We start from the raw sequence: 17,382 nt of genomic DNA on the forward strand, positions 1-17,382 counted from the left end.
TATAGGTATGCGTATTAATTTAAAAAAATCAAAAAATTAACGCTTTTATTGACTTTTGGGACGATATACCAACATTTTATTAAAGTAATTATAAATATACTCAGGTTAGAAAAACTTATATTTATTGATATTTATTAATAATATTATATTTTTAATACTATTTTTTAATAAATATTAAAATTTTATAACATAAAATCATTCTTTTCTTAACACTTTCTTAAAAATCCACCATCTCATTGTAATTTACTTGTTACATCATATATTGGGGTAATAACTAACTGACTTATTAACGTATGAAAAAACACTTACGCAAGCATTTGCTATGGGTTTTGATGTTACTGGTAGGCCAACTCGCCTATTCACAAACCCGTACCGTGACCGGTACTGTAACAGCACAAGATGACGGGCTACCAATTCCCGGAGTTTCAGTAAGCGCCAAAGGCACCAGGGTAGGTACCCAGACCGGAGGTGATGGCCGCTTCTCTCTTAAAGTCCCCTCGGGGGTCAACAGCCTTGTCTTCAGCTTTATTGGTTACACTACCGTTGAAGTACCCATCAATGGCAGCATTGTTAACGCAAAACTGGTAACCAACAACAAACAACTGAACGAGGTGGTGGTAACTGGTGCTGGTGTGGCCACCAGTAAAGCAAGATTGGGTATCTCGGTAGAATCTGTTTCTGCGAAGGACCTGCCTGCAGCGCCAACAGCTTCTATCGACCAGGCATTAGTAGGTAAAATCCCCGGAGCGCAGATTTCCAGCGTAAACGGTAACCCTGGCCAGCCTGTAAACATCGTATTAAGAGGTATTAATACCATCCAGGGTGGTACTTCGCCTATGATCTTGATAGACGGCGTGCAACTAGCCGCGACGGACCTAAACTCTATCGACCTGAACAACATTGAACGCGTCGAAGTAGTTCAAGGTGCGGCGTCTGCAACTATTTACGGTGCGCAGGGTGCAAACGGTGTTATCCAGTTGTTTACAAAGAAAGGTAAAGTGGGCGAAACACGCATAGATCTTTCTACTTCGCAATCGGTTAACGAACTGATCAATCACGGCGATGTCCATAAAGCGCAATATCATAGCTTGGTTACAGATGCAAGCGGTAATATTTTAAGTGCTTCTACCGGCAAACCGCTCACCTTCGACCCTACCACCGGGTCATTCCTCGATAACGTAACCTGGAACAGTTTAGACCCAACTAACCAAAACAATAAACCATATAACAGTTTATTGCCCTACCAGGATCATTACAAGCAATTTTTTGGTAAATCGCACACCAATAACTCGGCTTTGAGTATCTATGGTGGTTCTGAAAAGGTTGAATACAATTTTTCAGCCGCTAACAACTATTCTAATACAGTATTTAAGAACAACGGTGATTTTAACAGATCAAACGTTTCTTCAAATATTACTTTTAACCTTTTTAAAGGTTTAAAATTCAGAACCAACACACAATTAGTATATACACGTAATTTCCTGTTAGATCAAACCGGCCGCGGCATTTTATATTCTTTGAACAATACCAGGCCTTTTGCTAACTATGGTTACCGCGATGCGTTAGGTAATTACGGTTCTTACTTCGGCGATGCAACCGGCGTTAACGGTTACAATCCTAACTATCAGTTCCAATACGAGCATCAGAAAAATTATAAGACGGACATCATCCAAAACTTCCAATTGAATTATACATTCCCGAAATTTTTGGAACTTGATGCTAAGTATGGCATAAACTATCGGAGAGAGAATAATAATTATGTTATCAATCCGCAGGATGATAATGCTAACTCTGATTACTGGCAAACCTGGGCTACTAACCAATACGGAGCAGCGCAGATTGATCAAACAGGTGAGAACGATCACGACGAATTTACTCACCTCTTTCAAAACTTTATTGCTACTGCAACATTACGTACAGATTTTCAAAATGATTTCCATTTAAAAATCCCAATACGTACTACCACGCAATTTTCGTATGATTATCGTAACGATTATCAGCACGATTTTTACACCTATGGTGCTGATGCTCCCTCTTACACACCGTTCAACTTCACTAACTACCTTGTATTCAAGACAATTAACGACTACACTACTAAATTCATCACCTTTGGTTACCTGTTAAACCAAAAGATCGAATACGGTGAATACGGTGGTGTGGAAGGCGGTTTCAGAAGCGACTATTCTTCTGCCTTCGGACAAGGTTCGAAACCTTTCCGCTTCCCAAGATTGAACGCCTATCTAAGACCATCATCTTTTGAATTCTGGAAAGACGGCGGCTTGGGTAAAATTTTCCCAGAAGTGAAATTAAGAGGTGCATACGGTGAAGCAGGTATACAGCCATTTGCTTATGACCGTTACGTTGTGCTTGGAACCAAAAACATAGGCAGTACAAGTGCGTTTTATTTCCCTAACAATCCCGGAAATCCACTACTTAACGTAGAAGTTTCTAAAGAAACAGAGTTTGGTACCGATATCGCTATTGCCGGTTTAAAGAACACGAACTGGTTTAACAACTTCCAGGTATCATTTACTTACTGGAAAAGACAGACCGACAATACAATTTATAACGTCGACCTGGCTCCTTCTACAGGTTTAGGTTCTACGAAACAAAACGCATTCGGACTAAAATCTAATGGTGTTCAGGCATCTTTGAATTTCTCTGGCTACAAAAGCAAAAAATTCACATGGGATTTTACGGCTAACTTCGGCAGAAGCAACTCCATCATCTCTAAAATCATAGGCGCACCGGTAGTAGTTACCTCTAACGCCGGAAGTACAAATTACGTATTACAGGCCGGTGACAAAATCGGGCAGCTTTACGGTTATTTAATGCTGCATGCTGTAGATGAAAAAGCGCCAAATGGTAGTTATTATATTCCTCAGGCACAACAGGCAAACTACACCGTGGCAAGCAATGGCTGGGTAGTGAGCAAAACTACTAAGCAGCCTTATGTAACACCGACCCAATACGCATTCGGCGATCCTAATCCGAAATTCAACATGTCCTTCATCAACAATTTTGGATTTAATAACCTGATCAACGTTTCTTTCCAGGTGGATTGGGTTTACGGAAGCCACATTTACAACCAAACTAAAGAATGGATGTATCGTGATGGTATCAGCGGTGACTATGATAAACCAATTACCATTGATGGGCAAACAGGTGCATGGACTGCTTTCTACAGAGGTGTTTATGCGCAGGTATCACGCAACGGTACAAAAAACTACTTCTATGAAGATGCTTCATTTGCACGTTTGCGCAACCTTTCATTTGCCGTTAATCTTAACAAACTACTTAACAGGCCATCTGTCAAGAAACTACAACTGGTATTTACCGGCCGTAACCTGGTTACCATATCCAAATACTCTGGCTATGATCCCGAAGTTAGTTCCGGTTCGAGCAACTCTACCTTCGACCGCGGCGTAGATCACAACACCATACCAAACCTTAAAACTTATCAATTAGGCTTAAATGTGGGTTTGTAATACGAAAAAAATGATGAACATGAAAAAGACGATATTAACGATATTAATTCTTGCGGCGGTTGTAACTTCCTGCAAGAAAGAACTCAATGTAGAAAACCCGAATAGTCCCACCGTTCAGAGCGCCAGTACTGAATCTGGCGTAATCTCCCTTGCACAAGGCGGTGTTTATCAGGACGGCTTCAGAGAACTGAAATATGGTGACGGTGTTTTCGGCTTGTTTTGGTCAGGTGCAATGGGCTTTCATTCAATGATGGGTGACGAGGTTGGTGCAGAAGCGGCTAATGCTTATATTAACCAGATTGGCTGTCCAGACTATGTAATCCTTGATAACGGAAACAAAGTAGTAAACCCAAATGCGCCGGCCAAACAGCACGATTTTTTAAGGGCTGTCAATCTAAACGGGAACCAGGGGCAAAACCCAACCTATTACGAATGGGCTTACATGTATAATTTAATCAATGCATGTAATAACATTCTGGACATTGCCAACAAAACTACGTTTACAGGTAATGCGGGCGCAAAAAAAGCTACTTTACAAGCTTGGGCTTACTGGTGGAAAGGTTTTGCTTACGCCCATATCGGGTCAATTTATTATGCCGGCCTGATTGTTAATACACCTGGTGCAACTAATGGTAATTACGTTACCAAAGAGGCAATAATCACGGAATCTAACGCCAACCTTGACAAAGCAGCAACAACCCTGTCTGGTATTACAGATGCAGCAACCTACAGCGCTGTTTTAGGTAAATTAATTCCTGACTTTTGCCAGGTTGGGCACGGTGGCGTATTAAGTACCAGCCAGTGGGTAAAAAACATCAACACCCTGAAAGCAAGAAACATCCTGGTTAATACGCCGGTAGCTAAAATGACCACCGCTCAATGGACCTCTATACTTTCGTTGACAAACGCGGGTATTGGCCAGAGCGACCTGGTATTTACCGGGCGTTCTAACGCAACAAGTGATTTCCTGGATCCTACAAGTGGTACCGTTTCTGCAAAAACTACAGCGCCAAGCGCAGGAGCAAACACCTATAAGTTAAGCGAACGCTGGGTGCAGGACTTTAAAGCGGGTGATAAAAGGCTAGCAAACGTTGCACTTACCAAAACCTGGATAGGCAACTCAGACCGCGGCAATATTTTCAATACCCGTTATACCCTGGTTGACGCAGGTACGGCTGCCAATTTCCCAAGCGGTGTTATTCAATTTTCTAACCGTAACGTTGGCGGGTACGAATTATTCTTAGCCGGCAGTTACGAAGAGAATGAATTAATGAAAGCAGAAGCGAAATTGTATCTGGGCGATATACCTGGCGCTTTAACCAGCATTGACAACGTTCGTGACTATGAAGGTTCAGGACTGGCACACGTTTCAGGCACAACAAACGATATAACGGTAGCGAAAGAAGAATTAAGGAGAGAGCGCCGTATCGGACTGGCCTTCCGTGGCTTATCATTCTACGACGCTCGCAGATGGGGCGTAATCAATGATGTAAGCGCCGGAGGCGGACGCACTAATGCAGTTGTGATAGATAACAGTGCGACATTAAACACAAAAGCTACCATCAATTATAACTTCTTGGATTACTGGGATGTTCCAGATAACGAGTTAGCTTATAACCCACCGGCGTCGGGCAGTGCGCCAACCAAAAATCCGAACTGATTGTAATTTCAGTTAATAGTTAAGTAAAAAACTGCCGGGCGAGCCGGCAGTTTTTTTTTGCAACGTTTTTGCTTTCGGCGCGTCTTGTTAACTGTGAAATCTTTTTTGTTAACTTTAAGCTCTTAAACCTAAATATTAAGCTAAATGATATTAAAAAAAGCAACAGTTCTGGTAGTAGATGATGATCCGGATGTACTAACCGCCGTAAAACTATTGCTGAAAACCGAAGCCAAAGAGGTTATAACAGATAAAAACCCCGAAAATTTAAATTGGCTGCTGCAGAAAAACGAAGTAGATCTGCTGCTGCTGGACATGAATTTCAACAGTGCCATTAATACCGGCAACGAGGGAATTTACTGGCTGCGCAAAGTGAAAGAATGGAAGCCGAACCTATGCGTGATCATGATCACGGCCTATGGCGATATCGATCTGGCAGTCCGCTCGTTGAAAGAAGGCGCTAATGATTTTGTGGTAAAGCCATGGCATAACGAAAAACTACTGGAAACCATTGGCGATCTGCTGGATAAAAAAGAAGGAGATAAATCTGCCAAACTTTCTAAAAACAAGGGTACCTCTACCCTTATCCTCGGTGAGTCTGAAGCCATGAGCGACATTTTTCACAAAGTGAACAAGATTGCGCCTACCGATGCCAACATCCTTATCCTGGGTGAAAACGGCACCGGTAAAGATTTGATGGCCAAAGCCATACATGAACGTTCTTTACGTGCCGGTAAACCTTTTGTTAAAGTAGATGTCGGCGCGCTTACAGATTCCCTGTTCGAAAGCGAACTATTCGGCCACAAGAAAGGAGCTTTCACAGATGCCCGGGAAGACCGCGCCGGACGCTTTGAAGAAGCACAGGGTGGCACCCTATTCCTCGATGAGATTGGAAACATCAGCCTACAGCAACAGGCCAAATTATTAACCGTTTTGCAAAACCGACAGGTTACCCGGTTGGGCACCAACAAACCTGTAGATATAGATATCCGGTTAATCTGCGCTACAAACGTGCCACTGCAGGAACTGGCTAACGAAAACCGCTTTCGTAAGGATTTGATCTACCGCATCAACACGGTCGAAATAACCATGCCCGCATTGCGCCGCAGAAGCAACGATATTATTCTATTAGCCCGGCATTTTGCTGCTTTGTACGCTAACAAGTATTTAAAACCAGCGATAGATTTTGACAATAGCGCTGTTCAAAAATTAAAAAGTTATCACTACCCCGGCAACGTACGCGAGTTACAATACACCATTGAACGTGCCGTTATTATGGCCGACGATGCTGTTTTAAAAGCAGATGACCTGCTTTTTTCTGCTTTGGAGAACAATATCAGCAGCGCAGAGGACGAAAATGACAACCTGCAACTAAGCGCGCTGGAGAAAAACGCCATCTTGAAGGTAATTGAAAAACATAACGGCAACATCACCCGTGCCGCAAAAGAACTGGGCTTAACGCGCACTGCGCTTTATCGTAGATTAAATAAATATGATATTTAACCGGTACGAGTGGCGGCTCATCCTGCGGGTAGCTATCCTGTTTGTCAGCCTTGGCTTGTCTTCTTTTTTCATCGTTCAGCATAATTACATTTATGCGGTGGCCTTATCGCCCATAATCATTTACGAGGTAATAGAGCTGATCCGCTTTCAGAAAAAGCAACAGGAAGAGGTAGAGCAATTTGTGCGTTCTATACAATACCGCGATTTTTCGAGGCATTTTGATGAACACAAAGCCCCGGACGAGTTAAAGCCACTTAGAAAGGGGTTTAACGAAATTTATTCTGCGTTTAAGCTAATCAGCCGCGAACGCGAAACCCAGTATCATTATCTTCAGAAGATTCTGGAGCTGGTAGATACCGGTATCCTTTCTTACGAGATCGAAACCGGCGATGTAGCCTGGATCAACGAATCATTCAAAAAACTATTAGGTATCCCCTATCTGAAAACTTTTCAATCGCTTGAAAAACGCGACGAAAAGCTTTACGAAGAAGTGGTAAGTTTAAAAACCGGCGAAAGCAAGGTAATTTCATTTACCCGTGAACGGCAGATTTATAAAATGCTGATCACATCCAGCGTAATCCGTAGCGAGAACGTAGTTTACCGGCTGTTAGCTTTCCAGAACGTAAGCGAAGCGCTTGACGAAAACGAATCAAAGGCGTGGTCCAAATTGTTAAACGTATTGACGCACGAGATCATGAACTCGGTGGCGCCAATCTCGTCCCTCGCCGATACGCTAAAAAACAGGCTTCAATCCCTGGATAAGGAACAGGCCATCGCTCCGGATGATTTGGAAGATATCGAACTTGGTGTAGATACCATTAAACGCCGCAGCGAGGGTTTGTTGAAATTTACCGAGAGTTACCGTAACCTGAATAAGATCACCAAATTGGATCTGCAACGCGTGCTGGTGTGCGACTTGTTCGAGAACCTGAATACCCTGATGCAACCCACGCTCGAGAAGAAATACATCGAGCTGGATATCATCATCAGGGATTTGTCACTGGCTATCGAAGTAGACCTTAACCTGATTGAACAGGTGCTGATCAACATCCTGATCAATGCCATCGAGGCGGTGAAAGAACGTGAAGAACCGCAGATCACCCTTTCTGCAGAAGTGGGAGCCAACAATAAAACCATTATTAAAATAACAGACAATGGCGTAGGTATGCCACCAGAATTGCTGGACAAGATTTTCATTCCTTTCTTTAGCACACGCAAAACCGGAAGCGGTATCGGCTTAAGCCTTTGTAAACAGATCATGCTATTGCATAAAGGCAATATCCAGGTACAATCTGTGGAAGGCAAGGGCTCTGCTTTTATCCTTACGTTTTAAAGTATAGCTTTACACCCGATGGAAAGGTATACTATTCTCGGCATTTCGGGCAGTCTTAGGCAAGGCGCTGCGCACACCGCCATTTTAGAACAGCTATCAGCACTGCTTGAAGAGCCATTTAAACTGTTGCTATGTGAAGGATTGGAAGAAATACCGGCGTTTAATCCTGAAAAAGATATCGACCCGGCCCCTGCTTCTGTGGCCCATTTTCGCGATCAGCTAAAATCTGCCGATGCCTTATTGATCTGTACCCCGGAGTACGCTTACGGGATACCGGGTGCATTAAAAAATGCCATGGATTGGGTGGTATCATCCGGCGAACTGGTAAATAAACCTGTAGCGGTAATTACCGCTTCGGGATTGGGCGAACACGCGCATCAGTCTATTCAACTGGTATTAACGGCAATGAACGCAAAAATTACAGAAGATACTACGCTGTTAATCTCGTGGATAAAAGGAAAGCTGAATGAACAGAACCAGATAAGTGATCCGGCTACTTTAGCCGACGCGCAAAAAGCACTGCAATCATTAATCAATACCAACCTACAATAACATTACGCTGACAAATTGTCAACCCACTGACGTTTGGAATGCGGATTGATAACCTACAATCAAATCACCATTACATTTTACTGTTATGCAAGAAAAAGGAACAATTTCCATCCACACCGAGAACATTTTCCCGATAATTAAAAAGTTCTTATACTCTGACCACGAGATATTCTTACGCGAATTAGTGTCAAATGCGGTAGATGCTACGCAAAAAATCAAACGTCTCGCGTCATTAGGTCAGTATAGCGGCGAACTGGGAAACCTGCAGGTAGAAGTTGCTTTCGATACTGATAAAAAAACAATCACCATTTCAGACGCGGGTATCGGTATGACTGCCGAAGAGATCAAGAAGTATATCAACCAGATTGCTTTCTCTGGCGCTACCGAGTTTATGGAGAAATTTAAGGAAGCTAAAGATGCCAATGAAATCATCGGTCGCTTTGGTTTAGGTTTCTATTCTGCCTTCATGGTGGCAGATAAAGTAGAGATCAACACCCTCTCTTACCAGGACGGTGCCGAATCTGCACGCTGGATTTGCGATGGCAGTACAGAATTTGAAATTACCGAAGGCACCCGCACTACCCGTGGTACAGATATTATCTTACATGTAAATGCCGAAAACGAAGAGTTTTTGGATCAATACAAACTTCAGCAGATATTGGATAAATACGCCAAGTTTTTACCGGTGCCGATTAAATTTGGAACCAAAACTGAATCTGAAGAAGATGGCCAGGATGAGGAAGGCAAAACCAAATACAAATCTGTCGAGGTTGATAATATCATTAACGACACCAACCCGATCTGGACAAAAGCGCCTTCTGAATTAAAAGACGAAGATTACCTGAATTTCTATAAAGAGCTGTATCCTTTTTCAGAAGATCCTTTATTCTGGATTCACCTGAATGTAGATTATCCGTTCAACCTTACCGGTGTTCTGTACTTCCCTAAGCTGAAGAACGATTATGAATTTCAGCGCAACAAAATCAAATTATTTTCGCGCCAGGTATTCATCACCGATGAGGTAAAAGATATTGTGCCAGAATTTTTGATGCTGTTGCATGGTGTGATCGATTCGCCGGATATTCCGCTGAACGTATCACGCAGCTTCCTGCAGGCCGACGGCAACGTTAAAAAGATCAATACTTACATTACCAAAAAGGTGGCCGACAAACTTGCAGAGTTGTTTAAAAACGACCGCAAAGGCTATGAAGAAAAATGGAGCGATATTGGTCTTTTCGTAAAATACGGCTTTATCAGCGATGAGAAGTTTTACGAGAAAGCAAAAGACTTTGTGTTGTTAACCAATACAGAGAAACAAAACTTCACGCTGAACGAATACAAGGAAAAGGTTTCTGCCCTGCAAACCGATAAGGACGGCCAGCTGGTTTACCTGTACACCAACAATGCAGACCAGCAGCACGCGTTCATTCAGTCTGCCAACAAAAAGGGTTATGATGTATTGGTATTAGATACCCCGATCGACAACCACTTTGTAAGCCAGTTAGAGCAAAAGTTAGAAAAAACTTCGTTAAAACGTGTTGATGCCGATGTTGCTGACAAACTGATTAAAAAAGATGAAGCGCCGGAATCTGTACTAACAGAAGAACAGACCACCAAAGTAAAAACCATCTTTGATCAGGCGATTAACAAGCCTGCGTTTAAAGTAGAGCTGGAAAGCCTAAGCCCTGATGAATTACCGGTAACTGTTACCCGCGATGAGTTTATGCGCCGTATGAAAGATATGGCGGCGATGGGTGGCGGCATGAGCTTCTACGGACAGATGCCGGATAACTACAAAGTTGTTGTAAATGGCAATCACAAATTAATCAACCGCATTTTGAACGAAGAGAACGCCGATGCGCAGGCACAATTGGCTAAACAAGCCTTCGACCTGGCCCTGCTTTCACAAGGTTTACTGACAGGTGCAGACCTTACCGAGTTTGTGAACCGCAGCGTTAACCTGATCTAACGATCAGCTATTCAATATTTTTAAACAGAGCCACCTCGGGGTGGCTTTGTTGCTTCTAACAGTCTTAATAACTGAAACTGAACCGCAACATAAGCCACTGCAAAACGTTATAATTGAAACTCCGGACAAATGAGAAGAATCAAATATATCTCACTGCTTTTCAGCATAATGATGAGCGGTAGCCTACTATTTGCACAAAGTAAAAAAGAGAAAGATGCAGCGAAACGCGCAGAGGTAAAGCAAATGATAGACGATCATAACTTTAAGTTTGATGCCCAATATGCCAACCCGCAGGGCGGCGGCCAGCGCTACCTTACCAGTACTTATGATGTAAAGGTGACCAAAGACTCGCTGATTGCTTTTCTGCCCTATTTTGGCCGGGCCTATTTTGACGTGCCCTATAACCCCAGCGACGGCGGGTTGAAATTTACCTCGACGAATTTTAGTTACGAGGTGACCGACCGTAAAAAAAACGGCTGGACTGTAACCATCCACCCTCATGATGTAAAATACATGCAGACACTTACCTTTTACATTTCCGCAGCGGCATACGCAAATTTGAGCATGATTATTACTAACCGATCACCGATCACATTCGACGGCATGGTGTCGGCCAATAAATCCAAATAAAAAAAACTGAAAAAGCTACCGTTAAATTGGTAGCTTTTGTTCTTTAAATACCGTTAGGTTAGCTTTAATTCTGGTGCAGGTTAACCCCCAAACCGTTAACAATTAAGCCGGTCCAGCCGGTTTGGTGCGAAGCGCCCAAGCCCCTGCCGGTGTCGCCATCAAAGTATTCGTGAAATAAGATATAATCTTTAAACTCGGGATTGTCTTGTAACCGCAGATCATTCCCGAATACCGCTCTTTTACCGCTTTCGTTTTTAAGGAAAATATTTGTCAGGCGCCGGCTTAGCTCGTGTGCAACCTCTTTCAGGTTCAAAAACACACCGGATCCTGTCGGGCATTCCACTTTAAAATCGTCGCCAAGGAAAGCATAAAAGCGCTCCATACTTTCAATCAACAGGTAGTTAATGGGTAACCATATCGGCCCGCGCCAATTGCTGTTCCCTCCAAAAAGCCCGCTATCACTTTCGGCAGGTAAGTACTTTACACTGAATTGCTGCCCGGCGGCTTCGATGGTATAGGGGTGATCCAGGTGATACCTGGAAACAGACCGAACGCCGTAATCACTCAGAAATTCGCTTTCGTCCAGCATACGTTTCAGCAGCATTTTTAAGCGGTATCCTCTCAACAGGCTTACCAACCGCAAGCCGGTGCTATTGGTCTCATACCATCGCGATACCAGGTCGGCAAGGTCAGGGCGATTCTCGTAAAACCACTTCATACGGTCGCTAAAGGCCGGCATGGTCATGATATCTTCTTCACTTAACACTTCCACGGCAAACAAAGGTATTAAGCCAACGATACTGCGTACCTTCAGCCTTTTGCTGCTACCATCTGGTAACTGCAGCTGATCGTAAAAAAAGCCATCCTCCTGGTCCCAAAGGTTAATATTTTCATCGCCAATGTTCGCCATCGCCCCGGCGATATACATAAAGTGGTCAAAGTATTTACCGGCGATGTTCAGGTAAGTTTTATTGGTTTTAGAAAGCTCTATGGCAATACGCATCAGGTTAAGCGCATACATGGCCATCCACGAAGTGCCGTCGGCCTGTTCTATATAACCACCTGTCGGCAGCGGCGCACTGCGGTCAAAAACGCCGATATTATCAAGCCCCAGGAAGCCGCCTTCAAAAATATTATTACCGGCCGAGTCCTTTCGGTTAACCCACCAGGTGAAATTCAGCATCAGCTTATGAAAGGCAGACTCGAGAAAAAACAGGTCGCCGTTTCCGTCATTAGCTGCTTTATCAATCTTGTAAACCTTCCATACGGCCATGGCGTGTACGGGTGGATTGGTATCATTAAATTCCCATTCATAAGCGGGCAGCAACCCGTTAGGGTGCATGTACCATTCGCGGGTAAGCAGCAGCAATTGCTGCTTGGCAAACTTCGGGTCTACAACAGCAAGCGGAAGGCAGTGAAACGCCAGATCCCAGGCAGCAAACCATGGATACTCCCACTTATCCGGCATAGAAATAATTTCCCTTGCAGCCAGGTGTTTCCAATCCTTGTTCCGCGCTTTTAAACGTTGCGGCGAAGGCGTGGGCTGAGCCGGATCGCCGGTAAACCATTGGTATAAGTTATAGTTATAGAACTGCTTGCTCCAGAGCATTCCGGCAAAAGCCTGGCGTTGTATCAGTGCAGAATCCGCACTTGCATCTTTAGTAATGATGCCACTATAAAATTCATCGGCCTCGGCGATGCGCGAAGCAAAAACAGCGTCGAAATCATCAAAACTCTTGGGGCCATCTTTACTAAGCCGCAGCTTAATAGTTGCACTTTTACCACCAGCGATGGTAAGCAGGTAATTCGCGGCAGCTTTGGTTCCTTTTTTTTCCGGGTTAACCGTCGCTTCGCCCCTGGTCACGTAATTATTAATGCCGTCTTTAAAGTAGCTGTTACTGTTTGGCTGGTTATATAACCTTTGGGTATTGGTATGGTTATCGCAGAAAAGCCATTCGGGCTGCCCATTAGCAGTTAACCAATAGTGCCCCAGTTGCTTGTGATAAAGCTCAATGGTACCGTGCGAACCACCGGTAATGGTTGGCACGGACTGGTGCCTGCCCCAGCTCCAGCTATTCCTGAACCATACCGTGGGTAACACGTTCAGGCTGCTTTCATTATCGGCACGGTTAAATACGGTTATCTTCACCAAGATATCCTCTTCGCTGTCTTTGGCGTATTCTACAAACACATCAAAGTATTCGTTGCTGTCGAAAATACCGGTATCAATTAATTCAAATTCCGGTTGGTTACGCCCGCGGCTCCGGTTAACTTCTACCAATTGCTCGTACGGAAAAGCCTGCTGTGGATATTTGTACAGCATTTTCATGTAAGAGTGGGTAGGCGCGCTATCCAGGTAGTAATACAGTTCTTTCACATCTTCGCCGTGGTTACCTTCCGGATTGCTCAGACCGAAATACCGCTCTTTTATGATCGGGTCTTTCTGGTTCCAAAAGGCAACAGCAAAACACAAATATTGCTGATCATCGCTGATACCCGCAATACCGTCTTCGCCCCAACGGTAGGCCTTGCTGCGAGCCATATCATGCGTAATATAATTCCAGGCATCGCCGTTGGCGCTATAGTCTTCCCGTACGGTACCCCATTGCCGGTCGCTTACGTACGGCCCCCATTTTTTCCAATCAGGCTTTAAAAGTCGCTGTTGCTCTGCATTCATGATGCTAAAAGTATTCGGGTGAATAATTATTGCAACATTAATATATATTTTATAGTAAAAGGTATTATTTTGCACATAATTCCCCTTGATAGAAATGAGGCCGCTCCGGATACCTGCACACATCAGCCATTATATTAATGATGCCATTAGCCCTGAAGAAGTTAAGCAGGCCTACCAAAAGCTCAGGAAATCCGGCCCGGCCGAGGTAACCGTATCCATCCCGGCATATAACGAAGAAACAACCATCGTCCAGACACTGGCCTCGCTCTGCAATAATGAGACATCGCGCGCCGTAGAAATTCTGGTGGTGAATAACAATTCGAAGGATAAAACCGAAGAACTGGTGCTGGCATGCGGCGTAAATTGCGTTAGGGAAACCACACAGGGCATCACCGTTTCGCGCAATACAGGTTTGGCGAACGCCACGGGGAAATACATCCTGAATGCCGACGCTGATACCATCTACCCGAAAGACTGGATAGAAGAAATGGTGAAGCCGCTGGCAAACTCAGATACGGTTGCTATTACTTATGGCCGTTTCTCGTTCATCCCGGTAGGCAGCACAGGCCGTTTTACTTACTTTTTTTACGAGTACTTTGCCGATTTTACCCGGCTTTACAACAAGTATTTTAAGAACGAAGCAGTGAACGTTTACGGGTTCAACTCTGGCTTCAGGCGCGAACAAGGCCTGCAAGTGGATAGCTTCAATCACCCGCCCGGCACTAATGAAGATGGCTATCTGGCGTTAAAACTACGCGACAAAGGTTTTGGCAAATTGTACCGGGTAACCAGCCCCAAAGCAATTGTGTGGACTACGGACAGACGCATCCAGATAGATGGCGGCCTTTGGAAAGCCACTGCCAAGCGCTTTAAACGCGTATTTGGTAAGTAAGACCTGTTTATTTGCCCCGTAACGAAACTTTACAATATTTTATTACGTAAGCAGGTAATAAAAAAATTAACTTTAGGTATATTAGCTACTGATTTACAAACTACTTTCTAATGGGTATAACTGATACCGAACGCACCAAGATACTCGCTGTAGAGGACGACGCTTACATGCAGTTGATTATCAAAAAATTTCTGAGCAAGTCTTACGATGTAGAAATTTGCCCGACCGCAATGGACGCACTTTCTTACATTCAAAACGGAAATATTCCGGACCTGATCATTTCTGACCTGAATACACCTAACTTAAGCGGCTTGGAACTGGTGGCGCAATTGAATGCCAGCGATTTCTTTAAATCTATACCCATCATTATTCTTTCGGGCGAGGATAGTTCTGACACCCGTATCAAATGCCTGGACAGCGGCGCGGATGACTTTATTGTAAAACCGTTTAACCCCGCTGAACTCGAAGCACGTGTACGTGCCATTTTAAGACGCGTTGGTAGATTTGTGTATTGATTTTTTATGAGCGATTTTATTACTGCGGATAAAGGTGTTGAGTACATTGCCGTAATTCACGCGGCGGAAGATACAGCGCAAAAACTGGAGCTTTGCGACTTCGAAGGGAAAAAACTGCTTTTTTTCAATAACGGCGTTGAACTTGCCGCCGAATGGGAAAACAAAAAGCTGGCTATCGCCTGTATTATTTCCCAAAGCGAGATACTGGGCCCCTCAGGCATTAGTTTGTTAGAAGGGCTAAAGAATAAAGGCCTGCCTAAAGTACCTTTCTTCCTGATCTCGAATCAATTGAACAGCAACCTGCGCAAACTGGCTTTAAGTGCCGGTGTGGTTGATACCTTTAAGGTGCCGGTTAAATATCATAACGTTGCTACGCGTGTTAACTTCATCATCAGGCATTGGTCTGAAATTAAGAGTAAGGTACACGAGAAGGTTACCGATACTTATACCGTGCCGATAGGCAAACGCATATTCGATATCGTGTTTTCGGGCATGGCATTGCTTTTCCTCTCCCCTGTTTTCCTGCTGATCTATTTATTAGTCAGGCTGGAATCTAAGGGGCCGGCTTTCTATTATTCGCTGCGCGTGGGTACCGGTTACCGGGTGTTTAAGTTTTACAAGTTCCGCTCGATGTACGTAAATGCCGATAAGCGTTTGAAAGACCTTAGCCACCTGAACCAATACAACATTGATGCAGGAACGGCTGATGTGTCTGCAGACCCTGCGACACCAACCCTTTGTAACGATTGTTTAAAATCCGGCAAGTGCCAGTTCCCGATCTATGCCGACAAAAACAGCTGGTGCGAAAAAGATTACTCCAGCAATAAGAAATTTGCAAAAGGTTCGGCTTTCTTCAAAATCAAGAACGACCCCCGGATCACCAAGGTGGGTAACTTTATCCGTAACACCAGTTTGGATGAACTACCGCAGCTCTGGAACGTTTTCATTGGCGACATGAGCCTGGTAGGCAACCGCCCGTTGCCTTTATACGAAGCCGAAAAATTAACGACAGATAAGTATGCCCTGCGCTTCCATGCCCCTGCGGGTATTACCGGCCTATGGCAGGTAGAAAAACGCGGTAAAGGCGAAATGAGCGAAGAAGAACGCCTGATGCTGGATAACATGTACGCCAAAAATCACAGTTTAAGAAACGACCTGCGACTGATCTTTAAAACCATCCCTGCGTTACTGCAAAAGGAAAGCGTTTGACCCCATTCAAATTATATAAACAAGGAAAGAGGCGACAGCCTCTTTTTTTTTGCTTTAATCTCTCCGGCCGGCTGGCTGGTAAAAACCAGTTCGCCAGGGCTGCCACGTCTGCCGTATTCGCCAGAGCTGCCACATTCGCCACATTTACCGGCCTGCCATAGGTTTTATAACTTTTAAGTCAGGATTGCTGCCGGTATGGTGTCACCATATCATGAGCCCTACCTTTACAATGAGCGACTGTTTATTGAAAATAGATCTGTTGATTGAAAATTTGAATATCGTCGTTTATTACAAGTTAAATTGCTTTTAACTTTTTTACGCAATCCTAAAGTCGTGCCGAACTTGTTTCGGTATCTCTTATGACAGGTAAACGCATTGTTAAGGCCGATATGAAGATCACATCATAAGTGGAATGCTGAAACAAGTTCAGCACGACTCCTTTGTTATTTTTAAAAGCGATTTCCCTGCGTTTTGCTATTTCCGGCTACCGAAGTGGCGGAATAATATTTACCTTACCGCCAACATTTACTTAAACAACATGGCAGAGAAAAACATACTGGGATTTTCATACAAAGTAGAAGGCATTACCCTTGCATCAATAGACGACAACCTGCGCATAACCAAAAGCTTTGAAACACGCGCCATAACCGACCGGATTAACGAGCAGCTAAAAGCGCAGAACTTTAAAGTAGACGAAACCACCCTGCGGGTAAAATACATAGACGACCAGCTTTTTTTAGAAGGCTTCGCTGTAGAAATTAAAGAACCTAAAACAGTTGGCTTTCTATCGGGACGATAAGGTTTAGTCTTTAACGGCGCGGGGGGCACGAGCTACAAGTGGCTGTTGCACAACTAAGGTACAATTAGTATCTTAAAGCATGCAAGGGAAGAAACATTATCAGGAGAAACTGTTTACCAACTTTCAATTGTCAGAGCGTATTCCTTTAGATAATCTTT

The 17,382-nt window shown here is 43.9% G+C and carries 12 protein-coding genes; 11 read left to right on the forward strand and 1 reads right to left on the reverse strand.

Annotation, left to right across the window (positions count from 1 at the left end):
- The first annotated feature begins 293 nt into the window (after positions 1-293).
- From MUY27_RS16205 to MUY27_RS16235, 7 genes are all read left to right on the forward strand, one after another.
- Positions 294-3,488: a SusC/RagA family TonB-linked outer membrane protein gene (locus MUY27_RS16205; protein ID WP_245131720.1), complete on the forward strand. Its 3,195-nt coding sequence runs from the start codon at positions 294-296 to the stop codon at positions 3,486-3,488.
- Between the two features lie 19 nt (positions 3,489-3,507).
- A complete protein-coding gene (locus tag MUY27_RS16210; RefSeq protein WP_245131722.1) occupies positions 3,508-5,148 on the forward strand; it encodes a RagB/SusD family nutrient uptake outer membrane protein in 1,641 nt (546 codons plus the stop codon).
- 144 nt (positions 5,149-5,292) lie between these two features.
- A complete protein-coding gene (locus MUY27_RS16215) occupies positions 5,293-6,648 on the forward strand; it encodes a sigma-54-dependent transcriptional regulator (protein ID WP_245131723.1) in 1,356 nt (451 codons plus the stop codon).
- Positions 6,638-7,981, forward strand: coding sequence for a sensor histidine kinase (locus MUY27_RS16220; protein ID WP_245131726.1), 1,344 nt, complete (start codon positions 6,638-6,640; stop codon positions 7,979-7,981). Before MUY27_RS16215 ends, MUY27_RS16220 begins: the two co-directional genes overlap by 11 nt.
- A gap of 18 nt (positions 7,982-7,999) precedes the next feature.
- Positions 8,000-8,533, forward strand: a complete 534-nt coding sequence (locus tag MUY27_RS16225) for an NADPH-dependent FMN reductase (protein ID WP_245131728.1) — start codon at positions 8,000-8,002, stop codon at positions 8,531-8,533.
- Between the two features lie 85 nt (positions 8,534-8,618).
- Positions 8,619-10,502 carry a molecular chaperone HtpG gene (gene htpG, locus MUY27_RS16230; RefSeq protein WP_245131730.1) on the forward strand — a complete coding sequence of 628 codons (1,884 nt, stop codon included), beginning with the start codon at positions 8,619-8,621 and terminating at the stop codon, positions 10,500-10,502.
- A 129-nt stretch (positions 10,503-10,631) separates the two neighbouring features.
- Positions 10,632-11,132, forward strand: a complete 501-nt coding sequence (locus tag MUY27_RS16235) for a DUF4251 domain-containing protein (RefSeq protein WP_245131731.1) — start codon at positions 10,632-10,634, stop codon at positions 11,130-11,132.
- Between the two features lie 64 nt (positions 11,133-11,196).
- Here MUY27_RS16235 and MUY27_RS16240 read toward each other — a convergent pair whose 3' ends face one another.
- Positions 11,197-13,809 carry an MGH1-like glycoside hydrolase domain-containing protein gene (locus tag MUY27_RS16240; protein ID WP_245131733.1) on the reverse strand — a complete coding sequence of 871 codons (2,613 nt, stop codon included), beginning with the start codon at positions 13,807-13,809 and terminating at the stop codon, positions 11,197-11,199.
- A 94-nt stretch (positions 13,810-13,903) separates the two neighbouring features.
- Here MUY27_RS16240 and MUY27_RS16245 point away from each other — a divergent pair, with 94 nt between their 5' ends.
- The 4 genes from MUY27_RS16245 to MUY27_RS16260 all read left to right on the forward strand — a co-directional run bounded on the left by MUY27_RS16245 (position 13,904) and on the right by MUY27_RS16260 (position 17,224).
- Complete coding sequence (locus tag MUY27_RS16245) at positions 13,904-14,701, forward strand: glycosyltransferase family 2 protein (RefSeq protein WP_245131735.1); 798 nt, start codon at positions 13,904-13,906, stop codon at positions 14,699-14,701.
- 110 nt (positions 14,702-14,811) lie between these two features.
- Positions 14,812-15,216: a response regulator transcription factor gene (locus tag MUY27_RS16250; RefSeq protein WP_245131737.1), complete on the forward strand. Its 405-nt coding sequence runs from the start codon at positions 14,812-14,814 to the stop codon at positions 15,214-15,216.
- A gap of 6 nt (positions 15,217-15,222) precedes the next feature.
- Positions 15,223-16,425 (forward strand): sugar transferase, encoded by a 1,203-nt coding sequence (locus MUY27_RS16255; RefSeq protein ID WP_245131739.1) that lies wholly within the window; start codon positions 15,223-15,225, stop codon positions 16,423-16,425.
- Positions 16,426-16,963: 538 nt separating this feature from the next.
- Positions 16,964-17,224, forward strand: coding sequence for a hypothetical protein (locus MUY27_RS16260; protein WP_245131741.1), 261 nt, complete (start codon positions 16,964-16,966; stop codon positions 17,222-17,224).
- The last annotated feature ends 158 nt before the right edge of the window (positions 17,225-17,382 follow it).

Source organism: Mucilaginibacter straminoryzae (assembly GCF_022953055.1).
GTDB lineage: Bacteria > Bacteroidota > Bacteroidia > Sphingobacteriales > Sphingobacteriaceae > Mucilaginibacter > Mucilaginibacter straminoryzae.

Excerpts from the sequence above, each read along its gene's own strand:
- MUY27_RS16205 (WP_245131720.1), top strand. The coding sequence starts at position 294 with ATGAAAAAACACTTACGCAAGCATTTGCTATGGGTTTTGATGTTACTG.
- MUY27_RS16245 (WP_245131735.1), top strand. The coding sequence starts at position 13,904 with ATGAGGCCGCTCCGGATACCTGCACACATCAGCCATTATATTAATGAT.
- MUY27_RS16260 (WP_245131741.1), top strand. The coding sequence starts at position 16,964 with ATGGCAGAGAAAAACATACTGGGATTTTCATACAAAGTAGAAGGCATT.
- MUY27_RS16250 (WP_245131737.1), top strand. The coding sequence starts at position 14,812 with ATGGGTATAACTGATACCGAACGCACCAAGATACTCGCTGTAGAGGAC.
- MUY27_RS16255 (WP_245131739.1), top strand. The coding sequence starts at position 15,223 with ATGAGCGATTTTATTACTGCGGATAAAGGTGTTGAGTACATTGCCGTA.
- MUY27_RS16210 (WP_245131722.1), top strand. The coding sequence starts at position 3,508 with ATGAAAAAGACGATATTAACGATATTAATTCTTGCGGCGGTTGTAACT.
- MUY27_RS16235 (WP_245131731.1), top strand. The coding sequence starts at position 10,632 with ATGAGAAGAATCAAATATATCTCACTGCTTTTCAGCATAATGATGAGC.
- MUY27_RS16225 (WP_245131728.1), top strand. The coding sequence starts at position 8,000 with ATGGAAAGGTATACTATTCTCGGCATTTCGGGCAGTCTTAGGCAAGGC.
- MUY27_RS16220 (WP_245131726.1), top strand. The coding sequence starts at position 6,638 with ATGATATTTAACCGGTACGAGTGGCGGCTCATCCTGCGGGTAGCTATC.
- MUY27_RS16215 (WP_245131723.1), top strand. The coding sequence starts at position 5,293 with ATGATATTAAAAAAAGCAACAGTTCTGGTAGTAGATGATGATCCGGAT.
- MUY27_RS16240 (WP_245131733.1), bottom strand. The coding sequence starts at position 13,809 with ATGAATGCAGAGCAACAGCGACTTTTAAAGCCTGATTGGAAAAAATGG.
- htpG (WP_245131730.1), top strand. The coding sequence starts at position 8,619 with ATGCAAGAAAAAGGAACAATTTCCATCCACACCGAGAACATTTTCCCG.